This window comes from Pedobacter soli (genome assembly GCF_900101435.1).
GTDB classification, from domain to species: domain Bacteria; phylum Bacteroidota; class Bacteroidia; order Sphingobacteriales; family Sphingobacteriaceae; genus Pedobacter; species Pedobacter soli.
Map to the genome: position 1 here is coordinate 517,286 of NZ_FMZH01000002.1, position 25,317 is coordinate 542,602.

Here is a 25,317-nt window from a genome sequence, read left to right on the forward strand (position 1 = left end):
AACGTTACACACTTATTCTTACATTTAACCTGTCAATCGTCCCCGATATATGATTTAATTATTTTTTAATTAAAAATTAATTATCTCAATGACAACAACACTACTAAAACAAGGAGAAATTCTTGAGCGCTTAGTGCGCAGAGATCGCATGGGCATCAGTGAGCTTTCTAGGAAGCTTAATGTAAGCCGCAGAACAATTTACAACTGGTTTGGCCAAGACAGAATTGGACACGAAGTAATTTGGCAGGTGGGCAAATTATTAGGTCAGGATCTTTCTTCATCCTTTCCGGAAGCCTTTCCCAAGTACAGTTCAGAACCTACAGGCCAAACTGCCGAAACCGGCAAACAAAGCAGTTCAGATTCAAATTCTGTATATTTTTGGATGAATAAGTACATTCACTTATTAGAAAAGTACAACGATTTGTTAGTAACAGAAGAAGCACATGAAAATGATCAGGTTAGCAAAGAGTTTCCGTTAAGGAACAGAAGATCTGAAACATTTTTGTACCAATAGCATCATCAGTACACTTTAAGTTGTAATGTTTTATTAAATGAAGAACTAAATCGTCCCTTAAGTTTTTTCTTTTCCATCTCCCTATCCCGAACTTGTAATATTTTAAATGGTTTGTATTAAGCCCTTCATAAATTTCTAATTTGGTGGTTATCAATTTAGAAAAATATGATCAAGGTATCTTACTGCATTTTCAGGTCGCTGTTGCGCACCCTTAGCTTTATCGTTTGTCTGTTACCAGTTTCTCTTTCTGTGTACGCGCAGCAAAAATTAAATGTGGCCATTGCCGGGCTGAATCATGATCATGTTTACCTAATCATGAACAGTTACCAAAAGGCCGAAGTGAATATCATTGGCATTGCCGAAAGTAATCCCGAACTGGTAAACAGGTTTAAAACCCGTTATAAGATACCAGATAGTATATTTTATCAGAACCTTACCGATTTACTCAGCCGTAAAAAACCGGATGTGGTTTTGGCTTATAATGCCATAAGCGATCATTTGGCCGTTGTAGAAGCAGCTGCACCATTGGGCATACCCGTAATGGTAGAAAAACCTTTAGCAGTTTCGGTAAAACAAGCCGAACGGATAGCCGCCCTGGCCAGCAAGTATAAGGTGCAGGTGTTCACCAATTACGAAACAACCTGGTACCCAAGTAATCAGGAAATTTATAAAAATATTAAAACTGCCAACAGTATTGGACCATTGCGTAAAATAATTGTGCACGATGGGCATCAGGGTCCAAAAGAAATAGGGGTAAGCAAGGAATTTTTAAGCTGGTTAACCGATCCGGATAAAAACGGAGCAGGTGCACTGGTTGATTTTGGTTGCTATGGCGCTAACCTTATGACCTGGTTAATGGATGGACAATTGCCCATTTCAGTTACAGCCATCACGCATCAGATTAAACCCGATGTTTACCCGAAAGTTGATGATGAGGCCACCATTTTACTTGAATACCCAACCGCTACCGGAATTATAGAAGCCTCATGGAACTGGCCTTTTAGCATTAAAGATATGGAAGTGTTTGGTACAACAGGGTACCTTCAGGCGGTTAATGAAAAAGATTTAAGGAGTAAAATTAAGGGTAAAAGCGATTATCAGGTATATAAAGCGCAACCTTTAGCCCCGGTGTACGCTAATCATTTAAGCTATTTGTCGGCTGTTTTAAAAGGTGATATCGATCCAGGTAATGATTTGTCATCACTAAAGAATAACATAACCGTAGTCAAAATTCTCGAGGCTGCTAAAATTTCGGCCAAAACGGGTAAAAAAGTAATGTTAAAATAGTGCCCGATCCTCAATAAAAAATAGCCACCGGTTTGATGGCTATTGATGAAAGATTTTTGGTCTTTTTATGGTGTGCCTGCCCTCCGCGGATCTCCCGCTCACAGGACTTTTTTGTCGTGTTATTATGATAACAATTTAAGCAATTGTTGGTTTTGAAATGTGAAATAATTATGCACATCCTGTGGAAAATGTTAATATCTCAAAAATACATCAGATCTTTTCTCACCCGGTCTTTTTGATCGGGTAAAAACTTTTTAGCCAGCTTAGTGTTTGTCTTGTAATTATACCATGAGGAAGTGTCTCCTCAACGCCCGGTAATCATCCAATTAGTACACTATGGCTCAAATCGATACAGCTATCTTTTGTCAGCTAGGCAGTTTATCTGCCGATGGATATTTTATTTTTGAACTTAAGACGAGTCGGTTCGTCTATCTCAACGATTCAATTGCTAAACTTTGGGAGTTACCTCTTGACGATATTTTTGAAAAACCGGCCCTGCTTTTAAAAAATATTCATCCCGAAGATGCCGATCACGTGGTATCGTGTTATGAAGAAAGCCTGGAAAGTAAAACTGAAAAGAAATACGAATTCAGGTTATTGTTTAATGACTACGAAAAGTACCTGCGTACAAGCGTTTTTACCCTCACAGATAGCACAAGCTTATATTTATTAGGTATTGTAGAAGATACTACAATAATGAGGCATAATAAAATTCATATTGAGCAGATTAACTCCCGTAAGAATATTACCCTCGAAGTTTTGGCCCACGATTTAAAAGAGCCTTTCGGGATGATAAAACTTGCAGCTTCATCAATAGAAAACAGCCTGACCAATACTGGTGATTTGAAAGTAATGGAAGCTTTGGCTTTCATTAAAGATATGTGCGCACGCAACCTGTTATTGGTTCGAAGCATGATTAACCGTGAGTTCTTAAAATCATCGGCAATAGAAATAGGAAAGGAGCGGGCCGATCTGGTTTGGGAGCTAAGAGACGTAGTTCGTTTTTACAAACGCTCTAAACTGGGCAGAACAAAAAACATACAGTTTACCAGTTCGGCAGAAACCATTTACCTGCGTTTAGATACCATGAAATTTCTGCAGGTTATCAATAACCTCATCTCAAATGCATTAAAATTTACCGCCGAGGATGGTTTTATTGGTTTGCATGCCGAAGCCTATGAAAATACAGTGCTGATTAGTGTAACTGATAATGGTATCGGGATTCCGGAAGAACTTCAGGCAGGACTTTTTGATCATTTACCCCAAACCTTGCGGTCGGGTTTGAAGGGTGAAGAATCGGGTGGTTTTGGGATGGGCATAATTAAGGCCATTGTAGAATTACATCGGGGAAAAATCTGGTTTACCAGTAAAGTTGGTGTCGGAACCACCTTCTATATTGAGCTCCCGAAGTAGGCGTTTTTAATTTTAAAATACCGTAAGTTATATTTGAATTATGATTAACATTATTCTTGCGGATGATCACAATATTATCCGGGCTTCACTTAAAGCACTTATTGAAAAATATGAAGGCATCAAAGTTATAGCAGAAGTATCAGATGGTTCAGCCGTTTTGGATCTTCTTGAAAAGGGAATAAAAGCTGATATTATTTTATCAGATATTGTAATGCCAAAGCTCGACGGCATAGCACTAACCAGTACCATAAAAGCAAAAGGATACCCGGTAAAAGTGGTTGTTTTGTCGATTTTAGACGATGAAAAATATGCTTCAAATGCCTTTACGTCAGGGGCTTTTGCTTACCTGTCCAAAGATATTGAAGAAGACGAACTTTTGTTTTGTTTGCAACATGTAATGAAAGGAAAACGCTACCTTTCTTCTGATTTATGTATCTCAATTTTGGAACGTTTCAACAATCAACTTAACATGCTGGCCCAAAATATGAGCAACGGAATCAGCTTTTCTGAACGCGAAATTAACGTGTTAAAGCTCATTGCAGATGGGCTCACCAACCAGGAAATTGCTGATAAATTGTACCTGAGCAGGCGCACTGTAGAGAGCCAGAGAGAGGCGCTGATTAGTAAAACCGGCACCAAAAACTCGGCTTCACTCGTACGTTTTGCCATGCGAAACGGCTATGTTGCCTAGCAATTCAGGCCATTTTTGGGGCTGTTTTTTGCCGTTTTAAATAAACCGTAAAAAATCGGGTATTTCTACAAATAACACAATGCTGCTGTATTTGTTCAGTACTTACACCATCCCCAAAAACAAGTATGGAAACCTTAAATTTCAATTGCGACATTTACCAATACAGGCAGCCACTTTTTGACCGTGCTTTGGCTTACACACGTGACGAAGATGATGCAGCAGATTTAGTTCAGGATACTTTTATGAAAGCTTTTCGCTTTTCGGAGAAGTTCGAACTGGGCAGTAATGTAAGAGCCTGGCTTTTTACCATTTTAAAAAATACTTTTCTAAACCATTATTATAAGGTGAAACGCAAAAATGAAATGATACAGCAGGAAGAAGATTTAACATCCGTACAACTTGCACCAAGTGCCTCAGCTAACGCTGGAAGTGCCAAGTTTATGATGGAAGATATTCAGCGATCGTTAAATGCCCTGCCCGAAGATTGCCGTTTCTGTTTTTGCAGATATTTTGAAGGGTATAAATACCATGAAATCGCTGCAGAGCTGGATATACCTCTGGGTACCGTAAAAACCAAAATACATGTGGCCAGGGGACTCTTAAAAAAGATGCTCAAAAATTATAAGGCTGATATGGTGGCTTAAAGCGATTTGAGCGAAAAAGCATGGTGAAGAAAAAAGGGACAGACTAATTAGTCTATCCCTATATCTAAACTCAAACATGCGCTCAAACATGAATGAATCAAACAACTAAACATTTCAGTTTAGTATTGGTTTTAAAATTCGGTTAAAATAAACCTCCTTTTATTTTATTTTTTGTTTCAATTCTAATTTTAACTCTTTTATCTCTTCGCGGGCCTGCCTGTTTTCGAGATAAAAATATATAGCCCCGGCCAAAAATACCTTTCCTAAAATAAATACAGCAATAAAAACCCATTTCCAGGCTTTATTTACACGCATCTGATTCGACTCAGCTTCTACTTCAATGTATTTTTCTTCTTTGTCGGCCCTGCCACTTTCTGATCCGGTGTTTGGAACTACAATTTTTTGCACCACCTGGCTACGGCGCTGAATTTCGTTTATTTCGGTTTCAATTTTTTCAAGAGTACCGGCGGGAGGCATAATAGCCATTCCCTGTGCCAGAACTTCCATATCCATTTCCAGGTTTTCAAGTGCATCCTTAAATTCAGGATATTCTTTTTTTAGCAATAAAACCTGTTGGACCTCTTCTTCTGTGGCAATACCCATTACATAGGTTTCCATTAAACCACTTTCTATAATCCTTTTAATTTCCACGGCTCCTCCTCATTTTATCTATTGATCGTTTCAATTGATTGCGGATTTCATCTTCTTCGCTGCTAAAGGCGGTAGCCAGTTGCGAAATCGATTTTCCGTGATAATATACTGCACAAAAAATTTGTTTTTGCAAATCGTCTAACAAATCCAGGTTTCCATTGCTGTTTACATGAGCCGGAGTTAAGGAATGATGTTTTTCGGTAAGCACTGCCAGTTTGCTTTGTGCATATTGGCGCAGCTCCAGCCAAATGCTCAGCTGGCTTTTTTCAGTTGTTCCAAATTCTGCTGTAAAAGCGGTAAGAATGGAAACCAGATAATCTTCCGATTTTCGGTGATCTTGAACAATGCCATTAATATAACCAAGCAGCATGGCGGCATACTTGTCATAAAACCAACGGATATCCTTGGGTTCGGCAGACGGGACGTTTAAAACTGCTTTCGGCATAGGTATTGAGTGGTGTAATTAGAATTAACGCGCAAGATAAGTGCTAAAATTTAAATTACCTTTAATTATTTTAAATAAAAGTATTTAAAAAGGTAAAGGTTTTGAAACAAATTAAGTGCAAGGGTTCTGTTTTCAAATATTATTACAGAGATTTATAACATGAAGATAGCTACTTATAATGTAAACGGCGTAAATGGCCGTTTGCCTGTTTTATTGCGCTGGCTGGAAGAAACACAGCCTGATGTGGTTTGTTTGCAGGAATTAAAAGCACCTGAAGAAAAATTTCCGGAACAGGCCATTAAGGATGCAGGTTATAACGCCATCTGGCATGGGCAAAAAAGCTGGAATGGTGTAGCTATTTTGGCCAGGAATTTAGAGATAAAAGAATCAAGGAGAGGTTTAGATGGCGATCCGGAAGACTTACAGAGCCGCTATATCGAAGCAACTGTAAATGGCGTACTTATCGGTTGCCTTTATTTACCCAATGGCAACCCTGCACCCGGACCCAAGTTCGATTATAAATTACAGTGGTTTGAGCGTTTTGCAGCGCATGCGGCTAAACTCTTGGCAAGTGGTACGCCTGTAATTTTAGCAGGCGATTATAATGTGATTCCGACTGAGCTGGATGCCTATAAGCCTGAGCGCTGGGTAGAAGATGCCCTATTCCGACCGGAAACGCGTGAGGCCTTTAAAAATTTATTGGCTCAGGGCTGGACAGATGCCATTAGAAAGTTATATCCTGATGAAACCATTTATACCTTTTGGGATTATTTCCGTAATGCTTATGGCCGTAATGCAGGCTTAAGGATCGATCATTTTTTGCTGAGTCCAACGGCCAGTGAGCGCTTAATTTCTGCAGGAGTTGACAGGGAGGTAAGAGGTTGGGAAAAAACCAGCGATCATGGCCCGGTTTGGATCACCTTAAAAGCAGAATAATTGATAAAAGAAATACTATTTCTTCATATCGGTTATATCTAATGTAGTGCCTACCAGTTTTAAAGATTCGCCGTCGGGTTGCGACATGATCGCGTCTGCTCTGAGCCACCTGATTTCTCCATCCGGACGGCGAATTCTGTATACCGAATGAAAAATACCCTGCTCGTTAGATACGGTTAGTTCGATATCATCCTGAACACGGTCCAGGTCTTCGGGCAGGATTAAGCCCAATATGGTTTCGTAAGTTAAGACCCTATCGGCCGGGTAGCCAAAAATCTTTTTAAATGATGTGCTCGATCGGAGGGTACATGTTGGCAAACTTAGCTCCCAAAAACCCAGTCCAAGCTGATTAAAAACCACATCCCAATGCCCGTCGCAAATTAGTGAAAGATCCAGTGTCCTATGGTTTAATCTCATAAAATTGAATAAACTATCTGATAAATATAATTAAAACAATGTAGAGATAATTTGGGCAATAATATAAAAAAGTGTAATCCTGTAAGTTTTAAGTCAATTGCCCTTATCAAGTTAGTTCAATTTCTTACTGCACAAAAAAAGGAGTTAAGTTTAAGACCTAACTCCTTGTAAATTTATTTCTTGAATCTGTTATTTAAATTCCCTGAAATCCTGACCATCGCTTATGTTTAATAAACTTTGGTAAATCAGGCTGATTACATTATCTACATCTTCTTTGTGCACCATTTCTACAGTTGTATGCATGTAGCGTAACGGTAAAGAGATTAATGCCGAAGGTACGCCACCATTCGAGTAGGCAAATGCATCAGTATCCGTTCCGGTTGAGCGTGATGAAGCCTGGCGCTGAAATGGAATATCGTTTTTCTCAGCCGTTTTGATCAATAATTTGTTCAGATTGGTTTGTACTGCTGGGGCATAAGAAACCACTGGTCCTTTTCCTGCAGATAAATCGCCCTGGGTATTTTTATTAATCATTGGCGTGGTAGTATCGTGTGTTACGTCGGTAACAATGGCCACATTAGGTTTAATGCGTTGTGCAATCATTTCTGCCCCGCGTAAGCCAATTTCTTCCTGTACCGAGTTAACGATGTATAAGCCGAAAGGCAGTTTTTTCTTGTTTTCTTTTAATAGACGGGCAACTTCGGCAATCATAAAACCGCCTACACGGTTATCTAATGCACGACCAACATAATAACGGTCGTTTAACACCATAAACTCATCTTCGTAGGTAATAACACAACCCACATGGATCCCCAGTTTTTCTACTTCTTCTTTTGAGGTACAGCCACAATCTAAGAAAATGTTTTTAAGCTCAGGGGCTTGTTCTTTTTCGCCATGACGGGTATGAATAGCCGGCCAGCCAAAAACAGCTTTAACCAAACCTTTTTCGGTGTGGATATTTACCCGTTTTGAAGGTGCAATCTGATGATCTGAACCACCGTTACGGATTACGTAAATTAAACCGTCAGCAGTAATATAGTTTACATACCACGAAATTTCATCGGCATGTGCCTCAATTACCACTTTGTAAGCAGCTTTCGGATTGATTACGCCTACTGCCGTACCATAATTATCAATAAAATGCTCATCGATATAGGGTTTTAAATAGTTTAACCAGATTTTCTGGCCTTCCCACTCGTAGCTGGTAGGAGCAGGGTTATTGATGTATTCTTCTAAAAACTGTAACGATTTTTTAGTGACTACACTTACATGTTTTTTCTTGTCGTCGTCTTTTTTCTTAGCCATAGGATATTTGTTTTATAGCAAACTGCAAAGCGCATGGCGATATGCGTTTTGCTATCTTTGTCAATTAATGCGTGAATTCTTTTTCCATTATCACAAAATCATTTCCATCTTTTGAAAAGACTTTATCGGTTTCGTGGAAGCCAAATTTAAAATAAAATTCTTTAGCCTGTACACGGGCATTGCACCATAGTTTTGTCGCTTTTTGAATTTTACAAAAATCAATCATATAGGTCATCAATTGCGAGCCATAACCTAGTTTTTGTGCAGATGGCAGTACCGCTAGTTTTCTGAACTGATAAACATCGCCTTCATAAAACAGCGAAACCACGCCGGTTAGTTTATGATCGGCATATAGCCCAAAATGAATGCCCTCAAAATCATCTTTCAGCTTAACAATATCAAAAGGCTGATCGGGATACATGGCTTCGTGACGGATACGCCAGGTTAGCGACGGGAATATCTGCTCAATTTGAACCATTGGTAAACTTTCTTTGCCCATAAAATTTATAGATCAGGATATTGATTATGGTAATACCTGTCATGCCGTAGCAGAATAAAGCCCAGCCACCCTGTCCCCAGAGCCATAAACCTAAAGCTGAACCACAACTTGCACCTATAAAACTTACCGACATAAATATGGTATTCAACCTGTTTCGGGCTTCAGGTATTAAGGTGTAAATGCGGGTTTGGTTGGTTACGTGAATGGCCTGCTGCGCAATATCAATTAATATAATCCCGATGATAAATAAGTATAAATGACTGCCTGTGAAATAAAACAGGGCCATACTTACAAGCTGAAGGATAAAGCCTATCATCAGGTTTTTACGTGGATTGCCGCCATCACTTAATTTACCAACAAGCGGCGCCGCTAAAGCACCTGCAGCACCGGCAATACCGAACAAACCAATTTGTAAGGTTTGAAAGTTAAATGGCGGATTGGCCAGGAATAATACCATGGTGGTCCAAAAGGCGCTGATAATAGCGAAGGCTAAAAAGTTAATAATGGAGGTTTCTCTTAAAGCAGGCTGGCTTTTAATGTAGCCAAACATAGAGCGCATTAATTCCCGGTAGGTACCTTTAAAGTTAGGGTAACTCTGGGGGAAACGCCTGGCCATGAGTATGATTAATAAAGCGCAAATGGCTGCGGCAATGTAATAAACTGCCCGCCAGTCTAACCAATAGCCAATACTTCCGCTAACGGCCCTTGATGCCAGGATGCCCACCAGCAAACCGCTCATAATCATGCCAATGTTTGCGCCCCGGTTTTCGTCGCTACTCAGGTTTGCTGCCAAAGGTAAAATAAGCTGCGGTACAATGGAGCAGGCACCAATGAGTACAGAGGCAATTTCCAGCACAAAGAAAGTGTGCGAAACGGCAGCGAGTAACAGAGCAAAAATAGCAAGGCCAGTAATGAGGAGAATCTGTTTTTTTCGCTCAAACATATCGCCAAGCGGTACAAGCAGAAAAAGTCCTAAAGCGTAACCAATTTGGGTAAGATAAGTAATCCGGCCCGCTACTGTTTCGGTAAGGTTAAAATCTTTGGCAATTAATACGACCAGAGGCTGGCAATAATAAATGTTGGCAACAATAAGGCCTGTACAAAAGGCCATCAGGATAATGTCGGTTCTTGATAATTTTTGATTAATCTCCATTAGTCTTAAATCTTAAGCCCTATGTCTTGAGCCTAAAGGATCTGTATGAATGTATTATCAGACGATGGACTTATGACGATGGACTATTTTACAAAGGTATATTTCCGTGTTTTTTCCTCGGATTATTGACAACCTTATTTTCTAACATTTTAAAAGCTTTTATCAACTTTGCCCTGGTCTGGGCTGGCTCAATTACTTCATCAATAAAACCACGTTCGGCAGCGCGGTAAGGGTTGGCAAAAATATCAGAGTAAAGTTTTTCTTTCTCCAGCCATTTTTCTTCGGGGTTTTCTGATGCGGTAATTTCTCTCTTGAAGATAATTTCTGCAGCACCTTTTGCACCCATTACCGCAATCTCGGCACTTGGCCATGCATAATTCATGTCTGCTCCAATATGTTTGCTGTTCATCACATCGTAAGCGCCTCCATAAGCTTTTCTGGTAATTACGGTAATGCGTGGGACGGTTGCTTCGCTAAAGGCGTACAATAACTTAGCTCCGTTGTTAATAATGCCATTCCATTCCTGATCGGTTCCAGGCAAAAAGCCTGGTACATCTTCAAATACCAGTAGCGGAATGTTAAAGCAATCGCAAAAGCGAACAAATCTGGCAGCTTTATTAGAAGAATTGCTATCCAATACCCCAGCTAAATAGGCAGGTTGGTTGGCTACAATACCGATACTGCGACCAGCCAATCGGGCAAAACCCACTACAATATTTTCGGCATAGGCGGCATGTACTTCTAAAAAACTATCAGGATCAACCACGGTTGAAATGACTTCGCGCATATCATAAGGTTGCGAAGCATTCTCCGGCATAAAGTTATTGAGTTCCGGGCGGGTTTCATCAGCAGATTGGTAAGGCAAATGACTGGCTATTTCTTCGCAGTTTTGAGGCATATAGCTGAGCAATTTTTTTACATGGTTAATGGCATCAATTTCGTTGGCACAGGCAAAGTGCGTAACGCCTGATTTTGTTGCATGCGTACTTGCGCCGCCCAGTTCTTCAGAAGTTACTTCTTCGTGCGTTACAGTTTTAACTACATTGGGGCCGGTAACAAACATGTACGAGGTATTTTCAACCATCAAAATAAAATCGGTTATGGCAGGCGAATATACCGCACCACCTGCGCATGGGCCCATAATGGCCGATAGCTGAGGAATTACCCCTGATGCCTGAACATTTTTATAAAAAATATCGGCATAACCACCTAAAGAAACCACACCTTCCTGGATACGCGCACCACCACTATCATTTAAGCCGATTAAAGGTGCGCCGTTTTTCATGGCCATATCCATCAGCTTACAGATTTTCTCGGCATGTGTTTCGGATAAAGATCCGCCAAACACGGTAAAATCCTGAGAGAATACATAAATTAAGCGTCCGTTTATGGTGCCATAGCCGGTAACCACACCGTCACCCAGGTATTTTTCGGCTTCCATACCAAAATCGGTACTTCGGTGGGTAACCATCATACCAATTTCTTCAAAACTGCCTTCGTCTAATAAAAAGTGAATCCGCTCGCGGGCGGTAAGTTTACCTTTTTTATGCTGACTGTCTATTCTGGCTTGTCCGCCGCCAAGGTTTGCCTGTTTTATTTTATCCTGAAGTAATGCTATTTTTTTATCCATTGCCATACGATGAGATTTTAAATTTAAAAATTAACGCCGGTATTGCAAGGGTAGGAGCATGTAATTTTATAGAAATGCCAGCGTTGTTTTGGGCTGAAGAATAATTAAATCTTCAGGTTTTTAAAGTCTGTAAGGTTTAAGATTACGACAAAACAGCCGTCAATTTTTAGTATATTACATTTTTTTTACAGCTTTAAGCATTGAAAAACCAAATATCCGTTTATTTTTGTAACATCACATTAGAATAAGATTAGAAATCAATCGATGTTTTTAAGGAAGTACAAATATTTAATCGTTGCCTCATTCATGTTTATCTTCATGGCGAAGATGGGCATTTCTGGTGCGCCGGTATTTTGTACAAGCATTGATAAGGAAATTATGAACGCAGTAATCATGCAAATTGAGTTAGAGCATGAAGGCGGAAAGGATGCCGCCAAAGACACTGCGAAATTTACCGATTTCAAACTTATCGAACTTAATCATCCTATTTTTGCTTACGAGTTCTCTTCAAGCCATTTCTTTTTGAAGAGCAGTTTTATAGAGCATTTTAAGCGGTATGTAGATCCATATCACCCAACTGTTCCAACACCTCCACCTAACTTTATCTAGTTTTTTCAGGATAAACCATTTTACATTACCTGATGCAGGCTGCATTTAGGTAGTGGTCAGGTTATAGCATTTTGGTTTTCCACACGATTTTATTCGTTAAAATTTACCAGATAATTTTATTGTTATGCAAAAGTTTAACCCGGCCTTTTCAGGCACGGATGTGAAGAAATATTTTCTTAAAAAGAATTTAAAGAAGGATTTACCCTCGAGTATTGTAGTTTTTTTGGTGGCTTTGCCGCTGTGTTTAGGTATTGCGCTTGCCTCAGGTGCCCCTTTGTTTGCCGGTTTAATCACCGGAATCATAGGTGGTATTGTAGTGGCATCCGTTAGTGGATCTCAGTTAAGCGTAAGCGGACCCGCCGCAGGTTTAACTGTAATTGTTTTAGGGGCAATAACCTCTTTGGGCAGTTATCCAACCTTTTTACTGGCTGTTTTTCTTGCCGGGGCACTGCAGGTTATTTTGGGTTTAATAAAAGCCGGAACGATTGGTAACTATTTTCCTTCGAGTGTGATTGAAGGAATGTTAGCTGCTATTGGTTTGATTCTGATCCTTAAGCAACTTCCACATGCTGTAGGCGTAGATTCTGACTTTAGTGGCGACGAGGGATTCTTACAACAAGACCACGAAAATACTTTTTCGGCTATAACTGCTGCACTCAGCCATTTTAGTCTGGCCGCGGTAGTCATTAGTGTGTTATCTATTTCCATTCTGCTCTTTTGGCCAAAGTTTAAGAAACTTAGCATCATTCCTGCGCCTTTACTCGTAGTGGTTATGGGTGTAATTGCAAGCCTTATTTTCTCCGGAACGGCTTATCAGTTAAGACCCGATCAGATTGTAAAAATCCCTGTAGTAAATGGTTTTTCTGAGTTTTTGGGTTTATTTACCATGCCCGATTTTTCTGCGCTGGCCAATAAGGATGTTTACATTGTGGCTGTAACTATTGCAGTAGTGGCGAGTTTAGAAACTTTACTGAGTATAGAAGCGGTAGATAAGATTGACCCAATTAAACGTGTTTCGCCAACCAACAGGGAATTGGTTGCCCAGGGAGTTGGAAATATGACCAGCGGGCTGCTGGGCGGTTTACCATTAACTGCAGTAATTGTGAGAAGTTCGGCCAATGTAAATGCAGGTGGAAGAACCAAAATGTCGGCGATATTCCACGGAACATGGTTGTTGCTTTCGGTATTGTTTATTCCGCAATTAATCAATATGATCCCCTTATCTTGTTTGGCTGCTATTCTTTTAATGACCGGTTATAAATTAACCAGAATAAGCTTATTTAAACACATGTACCACAAGGGATGGGATCAGTTTGTTCCGTTTGTAGTAACTATTTTAGCCGTTCTGTTTACCGATTTACTTAAAGGTGTGGCTATCGGTATGTTAATTTCGGTATTCTATTTATTGCGTACCAATATGCGTAATCCGTTTTTCTACCGCGTTACCAACGAAGGCGACAAAAAGCATATCAGGATTAAACTGGCCGAAGAGGTTTCTTTTTTAAATAAAGCTGCAATACAGGTAGTTTTAACAAATATCCCTAAAGAAACAGATGTAATTATTGATGGTACCAATGCCCGTTTTATTGATCCGGATGTTTTGGAAACGATATTCAATTACAAGCATAATGCCTATACCAAAGGGATTATTGTAACCCTCGAAAACATTCAGAAGCATTACGCTGTTCCAAAATTAAATATTAAAGTAGAAGAAGATATAAATAAATTATAATTATGTGCGCTAAAACAATTGAAACACAAGATATAACATACGATAGCCTGTTACAGGGTAACAGAGACTGGGTTAAAGATATGATCGATAATGATCCTTCATTTTTCGATAAACTTTCGGCAGGACAGAGCCCACCGGTATTGTGGATTGGCTGCTCGGATAGCCGTGTGCCCGCAAACCAGATTACAAACACTAAACCAGGCGATGTTTTTGTACACCGTAACATTGCCAATGTGGTGGTGCATACCGATATGAATTTACTTTCGGTACTGGACTATTCGATTAATGTTTTGAAAGTTAAACATGTAATTGTGTGTGGTCATTATGGTTGTGGTGGTGTTAAGGCTGCCCTGGGCAACAAACAAGTAGGTATTATTGATAACTGGTTAAGAAACATTCGCGATGTTTATCGTACACACGAACGCGAAATGTCTACCATTAAAGATGAAGACCAACGTTTCGACCGTTTGGTAGAGTTAAATGCTATTGAAGGTGCATCGAATGTGATGAACACTTCTATTGTACAAAGTGCGTGGGCAAATGGCCAGGAATTAGCCGTTCATGCCTGGGTGTACAGCTTAAAAACAGGACTAATTAAAGATCTTAAAGTAACCAGCACAGGTCTTGATGATGTGGCGGCTGCTTTTAAGGTAAGTTAAAAGCATCTTTTAGATGTTATTTTTTAGTTGTTAGGAAAGCCCGGATTTATCCGGGCTTTATTTTTTTGAAGTATTAGGCATATTACCTGCATGACCTTTATTGCCTTTTTCGGCATCAGTTCTGGCTTCTTCAGAACCAAAATCTCCCATTCCGAAATCGCGGCCCAGGTTACCGGCTTCGGTCTCAACCGTATTCTTTTTCTCTTTATCGTTGCTGCGGTGGCGGGGAACCTGTTGATTGGGCATATTGCTCTTATCAGCCGTATTATCGATATTTTTATTGCCGAGATTTTCGTTTTTTTCTTTTTGCTTTTCCATGATCTGTAGCTGAGGTGTTTATATCAAAACACTGCAAAAACAGATTGGTTTTATATTCCTGCTGGCAGGCTTAATGTTTGGTAACCGCGTATATCAACACTCCTAACAACAGCGTACAGCCTGTAAAAGTAATTACCCCTAAAATATAGCCGCCAAGTGCCTTTAGGTAATTAATGTATTTGTGTTTATCGAAAAATTGCCCTACGGCCCATGAAAAGTAAACCATAAAAAGCATAGCCGAATATTGCAAAAGGTGAACATGGGTGAGCCCTTCAAGTACCGCAAAAATGGCAAAAATCAGCATGCCCATTCCCTGTAAAAAGCACAGAAGAATGAGTAATTCGAAGAAATTATAATCATATTTTCTGAAAAAGAGTTTCAGCCATAAGGCCATAAATATGCCCATAAGCATATTGGCATAACCATAATGACTCTGCACCCACTCATTAATCGGGTTTATGGCTGCAGTTGTGGTTTTGTCGAAATTAAAGTAACCTTCCTCAATATGGAAAAAGTGATTGATCAGCGTATAAATTAAAGAAGTTACAACAACAAATACAACCGGTTTTACCAATCTGCTCCTGTCATTGGATATAAAATTGTGGATAGTTTGTCCTGGCCTGATCAATAATTCTTTAATTGTATAAAATATTCCCTTTTCTAAATGCAGCACATGTTCTATTTCATGCTGAATGTATTGCCGGTCAATTCTTTTAAGGATTGCTGGTTCACCGCATTTGGTACAGTAATTTTCGGGTATGTCCTGCTGGCAGCTGGTACAAATCGCTATCATGGCCAATTAGTTTTGATTGCGTGATTTTATTTCTTTATTAATCTGAGCCATGCTGTTCATTGCCGGTAAAAATGTAAGCGGCACAGCAATAAGGATAGGTAAAAATGGGATAGCCGATTTAGATTTATATATGAAAAGGTATATTACTGCTAACAACAAAAACAGCCAGACAATTGCACCTGCAGCAAGTATTGCCTTTAATTTTGCTTTGTTTTTACTGAGTTCGGTAAGGGTTAGTTTAGTTGATTCTTCGGTTGCCATAATGAGATTGTAATAAGCACAAAATTCAGCAATGTAAACCGATTCGAGACTACACTTTAGTGTAATTTTGTTACTTTAGATGTTCCATGAAAGCCGATAACCATACAGGATTACTGACTAAAAATAAAATAGAAAAGGTAAGCTACGAAGATAAGCTCCAGCTGGAGAACTATCTGGAAGCCATTAGTGCATTCGAAAAGCTAACTTACCAAAGCGTATATGTTATCGATTATGCCGAAATGAAATTCGAATATGTATCGGGTAATCCGCTTTTTCTTTGTGGCCATACCGTAGCCGAAGTAATGGAAATGGGGTATGGTTTTTATTTTAACAACGTGCCTGAAAAAGATCTGCAATTGCTTGATCTGATTAACGAAACCGGATTCGATTTTTTTGAGAAATTGCCCATTGGCGAAAAAAAGCAATACAGCATCACTTACGATTTTCATTTGCAGAATAAAAACGGCAAATCCACATTGATCAATCATAAACTTACGCCACTTTTTCTCAATGCAGAAGGGAAAATGTGGAAAGCGTTTTGCGTAGTCTCCATTTCTGCTAATAAAACAGCAGGCAACGCGGCAATCCATAAACAGGGCTCCGATCAGATCTGGCATTTGGACTTAAACAGCCAGCTGTGGAAAAAGCAGGTAAAACCGCAGCTTACAGAGCGCGAGCTTGAGGTTTTACGTTTGTACGCACAGGGCTTAACCATTAATCAGATTGCTGATAAAATATTTGTATCTCCTGATACCGTTAAGTATTACCGGAGGCGGATATTTGAGAATTTTGGGGTTAGTAATATTGTTGAGGCGCTTTCTTACGCGGTAAATAATAAGGTGATTTGATTTTTGGATGAGAGGTAATTTTTGGTAACCTTCACTTGATGCATTGAAATTTAGCAAAGATTCTTCGACAAGCTCAGGATGACACATTAATAAAAAGAAAAACCTCCGGGATTTCCGGAGGTTTTCTTATAATGTAATGCTTAGCCTGAATTAATCTTCAGCTAAGAATGGGTAACGGTAATCAGTAGGCGATTCGAAAACCTCTTTAATCGTACGTGGAGAAACCCAACGCAATAAATTGATCATCGAACCCGCTTTATCGTTTGTACCAGAACCTCTGGCACCACCAAAAGGCTGCTGACCAACTACTGCACCAGTACATTTATCGTTAATGTAGAAGTTACCAGCTGAGTTGCGTAATGCATGGCTTGCTTTCTCGATTGCATAACGGTCTTGTGCAATTAAGGCACCTGTTAAAGCGTATGGTGAAGTGGTATCAATTACCTCTAAAATCGAATCAAAATCCTGATCGGCATAAACATAAACCGTTAATACCGGGCCAAACAATTCTTCGCACATGGTGGTGTATTTTGGATCTTCAACCACAAGGATAGTTGGCTCAACAAAATAACCTTTGCTCTTATCGTAGTTACCACCCGCAATAATTTCTACACCTTTGTCTTTTTTAGCCTGATCGATGTATTTAGCCAGTTTATCAAACGAACGCTCATCAATTACCGCATTAATAAAGTTGGTGAAATCTTCTGTACCACCCATTTTAAAGGTAGCCAGGTCAGCTAACATTTGTTCTTTAATTTCAGGCCAAAGGCTTTCTGCAATGTAAACACGACTAGCTGCCGAACATTTTTGTCCCTGGTATTCAAAAGCACCACGAACAATAGCTGTGCTGGCTACTTTAGTTTGTGCAGATGGGTGAACCAGGATAAAATCTTTACCACCTGTTTCGCCTACAATGCGTGGGTACGATCTGTATTTATGAATGTTGGTACCAATGGTTTTCCAGATTTCCTGAAATACTTTGGTAGAACCTGTAAAGTGAATACCTGCAAAATCAGGGTGGTTAAAAATTACATCACCGGTTTCTGGTCCGTCGGCATAAACCAAATTTACCACACCATCAGGTAAGCCTGCTTCGCGGAAAATTTCCATCAACAGGTTAGCTGCATATACTTGTGTATCGGCAGGTTTCCATACTACTACGTTACCCATCATGGCTGCAGAAGCAGGCAAATTCGCTGCAATTGCAGTAAAGTTGAAAGGAGTAAGGGCAAATACGAAACCTTCTAAAGGGCGTTGCTCCACACGGTTCCAGCTTCCGCGTGGCGACACCGGAGGTTGTTGCTTGTAAATATCGGCCATGTAGCTTACGTTAAAACGTAAGAAATCGATCAGCTCGCAAGCGGCATCAATTTCTGCCTGATAAGCATTTTTGCTTTGGCCAAGCATAGTAGCTGCATTTAATTTATAACGGTATTTACCGGCAATTAAATCGGCAGCTTTTAAAAAGATTGCAGCTCTGTGCTCCCAGGCCAGGTTTTCCCAGTCTTGTTTAGCAGCTAAAGCAGCATCAATAGCTTGTGCAATGTGCGTTTTATCGCCAATGCTGTATTGGGCTAAAATATGTTGATGATCGTGAGGTGGAACAACTTTACCTTTTTTGGTAGTATGAACCTGCTTACCACCAATATACATCGGAATGTCTTGCTGGTGTGCGCGGGCTTCGGCCAATGCTTCTTTTAAAAGAGCACGCTCTTTACTGCCTGGTCCGTAGTTTAAAATGGGTTCGTTTACCGGGGTAGGTACGTTAAAAAATCCTTTAAGCATAGTGTATTTTTTATGAGTTGCGCAAAGATACTGCTTTTTAACATAGGCCATTCCATTATTCTGTAAAGAAAATAGGGCAAACGTTTGAGTAAAGGAGGTGGATTAAGAGCGGGTTAAATTCATAGGAGTTTTGGTTAAGATTTAGTTAATGGTGTAATGGTGTGTCGGATTCAGTATTTGATGGCTTAAATATTTCAACCGACTCTTTCTCAAATAAAAATATTTCTAAAATAATTTCATTTTATTAACAGTGTTAATTATGTTTGCACTGTAATTGTTTTATCATGGGAATAAAAGAGCGTAAAGAGAAGCATAAGGAAGATTTACGTCAGCGGATTTTGGATGCGGCGAAGGAACTTTTTTTAAAGGATGGCTACGAGGCCACCTCAATCAGAAAGATTGCGGAGAAAATAGAATTCAGCCCGACTACCATTTACCTGTACTATAAAGACAAGGCCGATATCATGTATGCCCTGCATCAGGAAGGCTTTAAATTATTGGGTTCGCAGTTTGGCGTTTTGCAGCATGTAAGTGAGCCTTTTGAGCGTTTAAAGGCTATGGGGCGTGTTTATATGAGCTTTGCGCTAAACAATCCCGACTTTTATGAACTCATGTTTATCATGAAGGAACCCATCGAATTTGTTAAGGCGCACTGCCATGACGAAGAGTGGGAGGAGGGCGAGCAAGCCTTTACTGCCTTAATTATGACGGTTGATCAATGCAAGGCTGCAGGTTACTTTACCAGTTTCGATACCACCACCTTTGCGCTTAATGTATGGTCGTTAATGCATGGTTTGTGCAGCTTAAAGTTGCAGGGGCACCTCGATCACATGGCTACTACTAAAGCCCATATATTAGAGGAAGGCGACTGGCTGGAGAAAACTTTTGAGGGCTTTATCGCTATGTTGAATAGTTTAAAATAACATTAAATTAACACTGTTAATTATGAGAACGAAGTTATTTAGTTTGCTGTTTTTCTCGGTTATGGTTTGTGTTTCGAAGGCTAATGCGCAACAGTTGCTGGATGGTTATGTTGCCGAAGCTTTTAAGAACAACATTGTTTTACAACAGAAAAACATTTCGCTGGATAAAGCTCAACTGGCGTTAAAAACAGCCAGGAGTTTATATCTGCCAACTGTTGCTTTTTCTACCACATGGTCTACCGCTGATGGTGGTCGTAACATCCCGCTGCCACTCGGCGATTTGTTAAATCCCGTTTATACTACGCTGAATCAATTAACCAAAACAAATAATTTTCCGCTATTGGAAAACCAGAGCATCAACTTCTTACCCAAGAATTATTATGATGCTAAAGTGCGTACAACGGTGCCCATTATTAATACCGATTTGGGTTATAACAAACAAATTTCAGAACAGCAGGTAAGCTTGCAGGAATTTGAAGTGCAGATTTACAAACGCGATTTGGTACGCAGCATTAAAACGGCCTACTACAATTATCAGAATGCCTTGCAGGCGGTTGATATTTATAAATCGGGTTTACAACTGGCCAGCGAAGGTTTGCGGGTAAACGAAAAATTACTCGATGGAGGCAAAGGTTTACCAGCCTATGTATTGCGTTCAAAGAGCGAGGTAGAAAATGTAAATGCCCAACTCGTTTCCGCTGAGCAGCAGGTAACCAATGCCTGCATGTATTTTAATTTCCTCTTAAACCGCGATGGTGGCGAAAAGATTGATGCAAATTTTGATAACCAGGCAGATTTGAACAAAGCCACAGCACTCATTGCCGATTTATCGGTAACCGGTGGAAGAGAAGAATTAAAGGCTTTAGATCAGCTCATCAGCATCAATAGAACCGCACTTAAAATGAACCGGCAATTTGCAGTGCCAAAATTGGGTGGTTTTGTGGATCTGGGCTCACAATCGGAAGGTTTTCATTTTAACGACAATACCCGTTATTATATGATTGGCTTGCAGCTCGATATTCCGATTTTTACCGGAAACCGCAATAATTTTAAAATCAGGCAAAGCAATCTCGATCTTAAAAATGCCGAGCTAAATGCCAGTTTAGTTGCGCAACAGCTCAATCTTTCGGCTAAAACAGCACAAAATAATTTAAAGGCTGCTTACCAAACTTATCAGTCTTCGCTCAAACAGTTCGAGGCGGCTTCCAGTTATCAGCGCCTCATTGAAAAAGGGTATAAAGCGGGTACAAACTCATTTATCGAAACCATCGATGCCCGTAACCAATACACAGCGGCCCAATTATTAGTTAATATAAACCGGTATAAAGTTTTGTCGGCAATGGCCGATGTGGAACGCGAAACCGCAACCTATTCAATAAATTAATTTTATGAAGAAGATCTTTATTTACTCAACCCTGCTTGCTGCGGTTTTCACCATAAGTGCCTGCGGTAACCATAAAACCGATACTGCCGGTGTTGGTAATCAGGATACTGTTCCTGTAAAAGTAATGCCGCTTCAGGTAGAAGATGCCAGTCATGCCATTGCAGCTTCCGGACAATTTACCACCAACGATGAAACTTTCCTGTCTTTTAAAAACGGAGGCATCATTAACCGGATTCTGGTGAAAGAAGGCGATGCTGTGCATCAGGGACAGTTGCTGGCAACAGTAAATCAGACGGAAATTTCGGCGCAGGTGCAGCAGGTTAACCTGTCTTACCAAAAAGCCGAACGTGATTACAGCCGGGCAAGCAAACTGTATAAAGATAGTGTGGCTACTTTAGAGCAAATGCAAAATGCCAAAACTGCACTACAGGTAGCTAAACAACAATTGGATGCCGTAAAATTTAATCAAAACTATTCCGAAATCAGAGCTACAAGCAGTGGTTATGTGCTTAAAAAACTGGCTAACGATGGTCAGATAGTAGGACCAGGAACCCCGGTTTTACAAATAAACGGTGCAAAACAAAGTAAATGGATTTTAAAAGTTGGTTTAAGCGATACGCAATGGGCAGCTTTAAAAACAGGCGATGATGCCACCATTACTACGGATGCTTTACCTGACAAAAGTTTAGCTGCAAAAGTAAGTCGTAAGGCGGAGGGCATCGACCCCCAAAGTGGAACTTTTGGCGTAGAGCTGAGTTTAAGCGATGCAAAAATTCAGGGGCTTGCCGCAGGTTTGTTCGGTAAGGCTACCATTATTCCAACCAAAAGAAGTAGCGGCTACACCATTCCTTATGATGCCCTTTTAGATGGTGGCGAAAATGAAGGCTATGTTTTTATTACAAACGATAATAAAACGGCCCAAAAAGTAAAGGTTCAGTTAGGAGCTATCCAGAACGATAAAATCAGTATTACCGGAGGTTTAGAAAATGCAGCTGGCTTAATTGTTTCGGGTAGTGCTTATTTAACCGATGGTTCGAAGATTAAGGTGGTAAAATAAGCTGAAGGACTAAAGACCAAAGCTGAAAGCAATCTGAAAATCGGTGTAATCACTCAAATCTGTGAAATCACCCTTACGACGGAAAAGAAATATAAACCATAGCTAAGAAGATGAAAATATCAGAATACGCTGTAAAAAACTACCAGTTTACGCTCATCATGGTACTCATGGTGTTGGCGCTGGGCATTACCACTATATTCAACATGCCACGGTCGGAAGATCCCGATATGAATGCACCAAATTATCCTGTGGTGGTGGTGTATCCTGGGGCAAGTCCGAAGGATATGGAAGAGCTGGTAGTAAAGCCTTTAGAGAAAACCATCTATGGCCTGGATGATATCAAGAACATTAAAACTACTATCCGCGACGGCTTGGCTGTACTTTTTGTAGAGTATAAATATGCCGTAAATGTCGACGATAAATACCAGGAACTGGTACGTGAGGTAAACAGCGAGCGTGCCAATCTTCCTCAGGAAATTTATAGCATGGAGGTGCAAAAAGTTTCCCCTTCTGATGTAAATGTATTGCAGATAGCACTGGTATCGGAAAATGCCTCGCGCGATAAACTGAAAGCAAAAGCCGAAGATTTACAGTCGGAGCTCGAGAAAATCCCGTTCTTGAAAAATGTAGAAATTATGGGTTTGCCAGATCAGTTGGTTCGGGTAGATTTAAACCTCGAAAAACTGGCGCAGTTGCACATTCCGGTCACCTTTATTGCCAGTGCCATTCAGAGTGAAGTGGCCAATATCCCCGGTGGAAGTGTAAACGCTGGCACCAAATCGTTCAACATTAAAACCAGCGGTAACTATCAGAATATCGATGAAATTAAAAATACAGTGGTTTTTAGTGGCAACGGTAAAAACACGGCTTTAAAAGATGTAGCCAATGTGTATTTCGATTATTCGCAGGAAAAAGACATTACCCGCTTAAACGGACACCGTTGTGTTTTTGTGGTAGCTGCACAAAAATCGGGTGGAAACATTACCGCGGCCCAAAAAGCCTATTTGCCGGTAATCGAGAAATTCAGGAAAACTTTGCCTGCCAATATCGATCAGCAGTTAGTGTTCGATCAGGCCGATAATGTAAACAGCCGTTTGGGTGGTTTAGGTACCGATTTTATGATTGCCATTTTATTGGTTTTGGTTACGCTTTTACCTTTGGGTACTCGGGCTTCAATTGTGGTAATGGTTTCTATTCCACTTTCTTTAGCAATCGGTGTGGTTTTGTTGAGTGTTTTGGGTTTTAGTTTAAACCAGTTGAGTATTGTTGGCCTGGTGGTATCGCTGGGTTTGCTGGTTGATGATAGTATTGTGGTAGTCGAAAATATCGAACGATGGATGCGCGACGGGCATAGCCGGTTGGAAGCTACACTGAAAGCCACCAAACAAATTGGAATGGCTGTAATGGGGTGTACCGCCACGCTCATTATCGCTTTTATGCCTTTGATGTTTTTACCCGAAGCTTCGGGCGAATTTATCAGGAGTTTACCCGTAGCCGTAATCTGCTCGGTTATTGCCTCAATGTTAGTGGCATTAACCGTAGTACCTTTTTTATCGAGCAAACTGTTAAAACCACATGCCGATGCCAATGGCAATATTTTTCTGCGCACTTTACAGAAAATTATCCACGGCTCATATTCCAAATTACTCGATAAGGCACTTGCTAAACCTGTTTTAACCATTGTAATTGCGGTAGCCATTTTTGCAGGCTCTATTATGCTTATTCCCGTTATTGGTTTTAGCTTATTTCCGGCATCAGAAAAACCACAGTTTTTGATCAATATTTCTACCCCTTTGCAATCGAACCTCAATTATACCGATTCGGTTACTAAAGCCATTGAAAAGGAATTGAAAAAGATTCCTGAAGTCAGGTATTTTGCATCTAATGTGGGGAAAGGTAATCCACGGATTTATTATAACGTATTGCCTCAAAATGAAAGAACAGATTTTGCCGAACTTTTTGTGCTGCTGCAACCTGATATTAAATCCGATCGTAAAATTGAGATTATCGAAATGCTACGCAAAAAATGGACGCCATACCCGGGTGCAAAAGTAGAAGTTAAAGATTTTGAACAGGGACAGCCTATTATTTCACCGGTTGAAGTACGTTTACTGGGCGATAATTTAGATACTTTAAGAAGTATTGGTGGCCGGGTTGAAAATATGTTGCTTAAAACTGCCGGCACCATTTATGTAAACAATCCGCTTAAAAACTTAAAATCTGATATTAAAGTCGATATCAATAAAGACAAAGCACAGGCACTGGGCATTCCTACCGTTAATATCGACCGTACCGTTCGGATGGCAGTAGCCGGTTTGGAAGTAGGCAAATTTATCAATCCTAAATCTAACGGCGACGATTACAATATCCTGCTTACCACCAAACGTCCATCTTATCCTGATTTAACTGTTTTCAATAACCTATACATCAATAACAACCAGGGCACATCCATTCCGTTACTGCAGGTGGCTTCGTTAAAACTCGAAACTTCGCCTTTAAGCATTAACCATTACAATAAAACCCGTACCATTTCGGTAAATGCTTTTGTACAGAAAGGCTTTTTAAATGATAAAGTGATTCAGGATGTAGAAGCGCAGATGAAAAACCTTAAACTGCCCGATGGTTATACCTTCGAAATGGGCGGCGAAATTGAGAGCCGGAACCAATCTTTTGGAGGTTTTGGCAGTATATTGCTGGTAACCCTTTTTCTTTTTATTGCGGTGCTGGTGCTAGAGTTTAAAACCTTTAAAAGTACGCTTATTGTACTTTCGGTTATTCCACTGGGTATTGTGGGGGCTGTATTGGCACTAATGGTTACAGGCAATTCCTTGTCGTTTGTGGCAACTATCGGTATTGTGGCTTTGGCGGGTATTGAAGTGAAAAACACAATTTTGCTGGTCGATTTTACCAATCAGTTGCGCGCCGAAGGAATGCCTTTAAACCAGGCCATTGAAGAAGCTGGAGAGATCAGGTTCCTGCCCATCATCTTAACTACCTTTACAGCTATCGGGGGTTTGTTGCCTATCGCACTTTCCAGCAACCCGCTTATTTCGCCACTGGCCATCGTAATGATTGGTGGTTTAATCAGTTCTACGCTCTTATCGCGGATTGTAACACCGGTGGTTTATAAATTAATGCCGCCAAAGGTAGAAAGCTAAAAGAGTGTAATTCAATATATTTTGAAAAGCAGGGGCTGGCATTTTATAGGAATGTCAGCCCCGTTTTTTGCTTCAATCTTTTTGTTTAAGTGCTTTTCTGAGCGTTATTGATAATGTAGGGGGAAGAAGTATTCTTTTAATACCAGCGGAACAAAAAGTATTTCCGCTTCAACCGGGTTTAAACCACTCCAGTAACTACAGGGAA

At 40.2% G+C, this 25,317-nt stretch carries 25 protein-coding genes; 15 read left to right on the plus strand and 10 right to left on the minus strand.

Annotated elements, in window-relative coordinates; genetic code table 11:
- Positions 1-88: 88 nt before the first annotated feature.
- The 5 genes from BLR37_RS06140 to BLR37_RS06160 all read left to right on the plus strand — a co-directional run bounded on the left by BLR37_RS06140 (position 89) and on the right by BLR37_RS06160 (position 4,549).
- Complete coding sequence (locus BLR37_RS06140; protein ID WP_090765898.1) at positions 89-514, plus strand: helix-turn-helix domain-containing protein; 426 nt, start codon at positions 89-91, stop codon at positions 512-514.
- A 165-nt stretch (positions 515-679) separates the two neighbouring features.
- Positions 680-1,801: a Gfo/Idh/MocA family protein gene (locus BLR37_RS06145; RefSeq protein WP_090765900.1), complete on the plus strand. Its 1,122-nt coding sequence runs from the start codon at positions 680-682 to the stop codon at positions 1,799-1,801.
- Positions 1,802-2,137: 336 nt separating this feature from the next.
- Positions 2,138-3,214, plus strand: coding sequence for a PAS domain-containing sensor histidine kinase (locus BLR37_RS06150; RefSeq protein ID WP_090765906.1), 1,077 nt, complete (start codon positions 2,138-2,140; stop codon positions 3,212-3,214).
- A gap of 40 nt (positions 3,215-3,254) precedes the next feature.
- The gene (locus BLR37_RS06155; protein ID WP_090765911.1) at positions 3,255-3,905 is read left to right on the plus strand and encodes a response regulator transcription factor; all 651 of its coding nucleotides are present in this window, start codon (positions 3,255-3,257) and stop codon (positions 3,903-3,905) included.
- 125 nt (positions 3,906-4,030) lie between these two features.
- Positions 4,031-4,549: an RNA polymerase sigma factor gene (locus BLR37_RS06160; protein ID WP_039475102.1), complete on the plus strand. Its 519-nt coding sequence runs from the start codon at positions 4,031-4,033 to the stop codon at positions 4,547-4,549.
- Positions 4,550-4,708: 159 nt separating this feature from the next.
- Here the strand turns inward: BLR37_RS06160 and BLR37_RS06165 are convergent, their stop codons facing one another.
- Together BLR37_RS06165 and BLR37_RS06170 are read right to left on the minus strand one after the other, a co-directional pair.
- Positions 4,709-5,200 carry a hypothetical protein gene (locus BLR37_RS06165; protein ID WP_090765914.1) on the minus strand — a complete coding sequence of 164 codons (492 nt, stop codon included), beginning with the start codon at positions 5,198-5,200 and terminating at the stop codon, positions 4,709-4,711.
- On the minus strand, positions 5,190-5,645 hold the full coding sequence (locus BLR37_RS06170) for a sigma-70 RNA polymerase sigma factor region 4 domain-containing protein (protein WP_039475098.1): 456 nt from the start codon (positions 5,643-5,645) through the stop codon (positions 5,190-5,192). The genes BLR37_RS06165 and BLR37_RS06170 overlap by 11 nt, the downstream gene beginning before the upstream one ends.
- Positions 5,646-5,804: 159 nt before the next feature.
- Between BLR37_RS06170 and xth the strand changes: the two genes are divergently transcribed.
- Positions 5,805-6,581 (plus strand): exodeoxyribonuclease III, encoded by a 777-nt coding sequence (xth, locus tag BLR37_RS06175; RefSeq protein WP_090765917.1) that lies wholly within the window; start codon positions 5,805-5,807, stop codon positions 6,579-6,581.
- Between the two features lie 15 nt (positions 6,582-6,596).
- Here xth and BLR37_RS06180 read toward each other — a convergent pair whose 3' ends face one another.
- The 5 genes from BLR37_RS06180 to BLR37_RS06200 form a co-directional block, all read right to left on the minus strand.
- On the minus strand, positions 6,597-6,998 hold the full coding sequence (locus tag BLR37_RS06180; RefSeq protein ID WP_090765920.1) for a PAS domain-containing protein: 402 nt from the start codon (positions 6,996-6,998) through the stop codon (positions 6,597-6,599).
- A gap of 189 nt (positions 6,999-7,187) precedes the next feature.
- Entirely contained in the window at positions 7,188-8,303 is a 1,116-nt protein-coding gene (locus BLR37_RS06185; RefSeq protein ID WP_090765924.1) for a M42 family metallopeptidase, read from the minus strand.
- 64 nt (positions 8,304-8,367) lie between these two features.
- The gene (locus BLR37_RS06190) at positions 8,368-8,802 is read right to left on the minus strand and encodes a GNAT family N-acetyltransferase (protein WP_244154605.1); all 435 of its coding nucleotides are present in this window, start codon (positions 8,800-8,802) and stop codon (positions 8,368-8,370) included.
- The gene (locus BLR37_RS06195) at positions 8,768-9,955 is read right to left on the minus strand and encodes an MFS transporter (RefSeq protein ID WP_244154606.1); all 1,188 of its coding nucleotides are present in this window, start codon (positions 9,953-9,955) and stop codon (positions 8,768-8,770) included. The genes BLR37_RS06190 and BLR37_RS06195 overlap by 35 nt, the downstream gene beginning before the upstream one ends.
- An 88-nt stretch (positions 9,956-10,043) precedes the next feature.
- Entirely contained in the window at positions 10,044-11,585 is a 1,542-nt protein-coding gene (locus BLR37_RS06200; protein WP_208599608.1) for an acyl-CoA carboxylase subunit beta, read from the minus strand.
- A gap of 318 nt (positions 11,586-11,903) precedes the next feature.
- Here BLR37_RS06200 and BLR37_RS06205 point away from each other — a divergent pair, with 318 nt between their 5' ends.
- From BLR37_RS06205 to can, 3 genes are all read left to right on the plus strand, one after another.
- Positions 11,904-12,194, plus strand: a complete 291-nt coding sequence (locus BLR37_RS06205) for a hypothetical protein (RefSeq protein ID WP_233603735.1) — start codon at positions 11,904-11,906, stop codon at positions 12,192-12,194.
- A gap of 124 nt (positions 12,195-12,318) precedes the next feature.
- On the plus strand, positions 12,319-13,926 hold the full coding sequence (locus tag BLR37_RS06210; protein ID WP_090765934.1) for a SulP family inorganic anion transporter: 1,608 nt from the start codon (positions 12,319-12,321) through the stop codon (positions 13,924-13,926).
- 2 nt (positions 13,927-13,928) lie between these two features.
- Positions 13,929-14,585, plus strand: coding sequence for a carbonate dehydratase (can, locus tag BLR37_RS06215; RefSeq protein WP_090765937.1), 657 nt, complete (start codon positions 13,929-13,931; stop codon positions 14,583-14,585).
- 57 nt (positions 14,586-14,642) lie between these two features.
- On the opposite strand, the gene BLR37_RS06220 is transcribed toward can, so the two are convergent.
- On the minus strand, positions 14,643-14,903 hold the full coding sequence (locus BLR37_RS06220) for a hypothetical protein (protein WP_090765940.1): 261 nt from the start codon (positions 14,901-14,903) through the stop codon (positions 14,643-14,645).
- A gap of 70 nt (positions 14,904-14,973) precedes the next feature.
- Entirely contained in the window at positions 14,974-15,696 is a 723-nt protein-coding gene (locus BLR37_RS06225) for a DUF3667 domain-containing protein (protein ID WP_090766556.1), read from the minus strand.
- Positions 15,697-15,745: 49 nt separating this feature from the next.
- Between BLR37_RS06225 and BLR37_RS25085 the strand changes: the two genes are divergently transcribed.
- Entirely contained in the window at positions 15,746-15,970 is a 225-nt protein-coding gene (locus tag BLR37_RS25085; protein ID WP_143009544.1) for a hypothetical protein, read from the plus strand.
- Between the two features lie 73 nt (positions 15,971-16,043).
- Entirely contained in the window at positions 16,044-16,805 is a 762-nt protein-coding gene (locus BLR37_RS06235; protein WP_090765945.1) for a response regulator transcription factor, read from the plus strand.
- Positions 16,806-16,955: 150 nt separating this feature from the next.
- Here BLR37_RS06235 and pruA read toward each other — a convergent pair whose 3' ends face one another.
- Positions 16,956-18,590, minus strand: coding sequence for an L-glutamate gamma-semialdehyde dehydrogenase (gene pruA, locus BLR37_RS06240; protein WP_090765948.1), 1,635 nt, complete (start codon positions 18,588-18,590; stop codon positions 16,956-16,958).
- Positions 18,591-18,874: 284 nt separating this feature from the next.
- Between pruA and BLR37_RS06245 the strand changes: the two genes are divergently transcribed.
- The 4 genes from BLR37_RS06245 to BLR37_RS06260 all read left to right on the plus strand — a co-directional run bounded on the left by BLR37_RS06245 (position 18,875) and on the right by BLR37_RS06260 (position 25,112).
- Positions 18,875-19,513, plus strand: a complete 639-nt coding sequence (locus BLR37_RS06245; RefSeq protein ID WP_090765951.1) for a TetR/AcrR family transcriptional regulator — start codon at positions 18,875-18,877, stop codon at positions 19,511-19,513.
- A 22-nt stretch (positions 19,514-19,535) separates the two neighbouring features.
- Positions 19,536-20,897, plus strand: coding sequence for a TolC family protein (locus BLR37_RS06250; RefSeq protein WP_090765954.1), 1,362 nt, complete (start codon positions 19,536-19,538; stop codon positions 20,895-20,897).
- Between the two features lie 4 nt (positions 20,898-20,901).
- Positions 20,902-21,954, plus strand: a complete 1,053-nt coding sequence (locus BLR37_RS06255; RefSeq protein ID WP_090765957.1) for an efflux RND transporter periplasmic adaptor subunit — start codon at positions 20,902-20,904, stop codon at positions 21,952-21,954.
- Positions 21,955-22,064: 110 nt separating this feature from the next.
- Positions 22,065-25,112 carry an efflux RND transporter permease subunit gene (locus BLR37_RS06260; protein WP_090765960.1) on the plus strand — a complete coding sequence of 1,016 codons (3,048 nt, stop codon included), beginning with the start codon at positions 22,065-22,067 and terminating at the stop codon, positions 25,110-25,112.
- Positions 25,113-25,317: the final 205 nt, after the last annotated feature.

Excerpts from the sequence above, each read along its gene's own strand:
- BLR37_RS06225 (WP_090766556.1), bottom strand. The coding sequence starts at position 15,696 with ATGATAGCGATTTGTACCAGCTGCCAGCAGGACATACCCGAAAATTAC.
- pruA (WP_090765948.1), bottom strand. The coding sequence starts at position 18,590 with ATGCTTAAAGGATTTTTTAACGTACCTACCCCGGTAAACGAACCCATT.
- xth (WP_090765917.1), top strand. The coding sequence starts at position 5,805 with ATGAAGATAGCTACTTATAATGTAAACGGCGTAAATGGCCGTTTGCCT.
- BLR37_RS06180 (WP_090765920.1), bottom strand. The coding sequence starts at position 6,998 with ATGAGATTAAACCATAGGACACTGGATCTTTCACTAATTTGCGACGGG.
- BLR37_RS06205 (WP_233603735.1), top strand. The coding sequence starts at position 11,904 with ATGGCGAAGATGGGCATTTCTGGTGCGCCGGTATTTTGTACAAGCATT.
- BLR37_RS06150 (WP_090765906.1), top strand. The coding sequence starts at position 2,138 with ATGGCTCAAATCGATACAGCTATCTTTTGTCAGCTAGGCAGTTTATCT.
- BLR37_RS06170 (WP_039475098.1), bottom strand. The coding sequence starts at position 5,645 with ATGCCGAAAGCAGTTTTAAACGTCCCGTCTGCCGAACCCAAGGATATC.
- BLR37_RS06155 (WP_090765911.1), top strand. The coding sequence starts at position 3,255 with ATGATTAACATTATTCTTGCGGATGATCACAATATTATCCGGGCTTCA.
- BLR37_RS06140 (WP_090765898.1), top strand. The coding sequence starts at position 89 with ATGACAACAACACTACTAAAACAAGGAGAAATTCTTGAGCGCTTAGTG.
- BLR37_RS06210 (WP_090765934.1), top strand. The coding sequence starts at position 12,319 with ATGCAAAAGTTTAACCCGGCCTTTTCAGGCACGGATGTGAAGAAATAT.
- BLR37_RS06145 (WP_090765900.1), top strand. The coding sequence starts at position 680 with ATGATCAAGGTATCTTACTGCATTTTCAGGTCGCTGTTGCGCACCCTT.
- BLR37_RS06245 (WP_090765951.1), top strand. The coding sequence starts at position 18,875 with ATGGGAATAAAAGAGCGTAAAGAGAAGCATAAGGAAGATTTACGTCAG.
- can (WP_090765937.1), top strand. The coding sequence starts at position 13,929 with ATGTGCGCTAAAACAATTGAAACACAAGATATAACATACGATAGCCTG.
- BLR37_RS06260 (WP_090765960.1), top strand. The coding sequence starts at position 22,065 with ATGAAAATATCAGAATACGCTGTAAAAAACTACCAGTTTACGCTCATC.
- BLR37_RS06200 (WP_208599608.1), bottom strand. The coding sequence starts at position 11,585 with ATGGATAAAAAAATAGCATTACTTCAGGATAAAATAAAACAGGCAAAC.
- BLR37_RS06250 (WP_090765954.1), top strand. The coding sequence starts at position 19,536 with ATGAGAACGAAGTTATTTAGTTTGCTGTTTTTCTCGGTTATGGTTTGT.
- BLR37_RS06255 (WP_090765957.1), top strand. The coding sequence starts at position 20,902 with ATGAAGAAGATCTTTATTTACTCAACCCTGCTTGCTGCGGTTTTCACC.
- BLR37_RS25085 (WP_143009544.1), top strand. The coding sequence starts at position 15,746 with ATGCTGTTCATTGCCGGTAAAAATGTAAGCGGCACAGCAATAAGGATA.
- BLR37_RS06160 (WP_039475102.1), top strand. The coding sequence starts at position 4,031 with ATGGAAACCTTAAATTTCAATTGCGACATTTACCAATACAGGCAGCCA.
- BLR37_RS06195 (WP_244154606.1), bottom strand. The coding sequence starts at position 9,955 with ATGGAGATTAATCAAAAATTATCAAGAACCGACATTATCCTGATGGCC.
- BLR37_RS06190 (WP_244154605.1), bottom strand. The coding sequence starts at position 8,802 with ATGGGCAAAGAAAGTTTACCAATGGTTCAAATTGAGCAGATATTCCCG.
- BLR37_RS06235 (WP_090765945.1), top strand. The coding sequence starts at position 16,044 with ATGAAAGCCGATAACCATACAGGATTACTGACTAAAAATAAAATAGAA.
- BLR37_RS06185 (WP_090765924.1), bottom strand. The coding sequence starts at position 8,303 with ATGGCTAAGAAAAAAGACGACGACAAGAAAAAACATGTAAGTGTAGTC.
- BLR37_RS06220 (WP_090765940.1), bottom strand. The coding sequence starts at position 14,903 with ATGGAAAAGCAAAAAGAAAAAAACGAAAATCTCGGCAATAAAAATATC.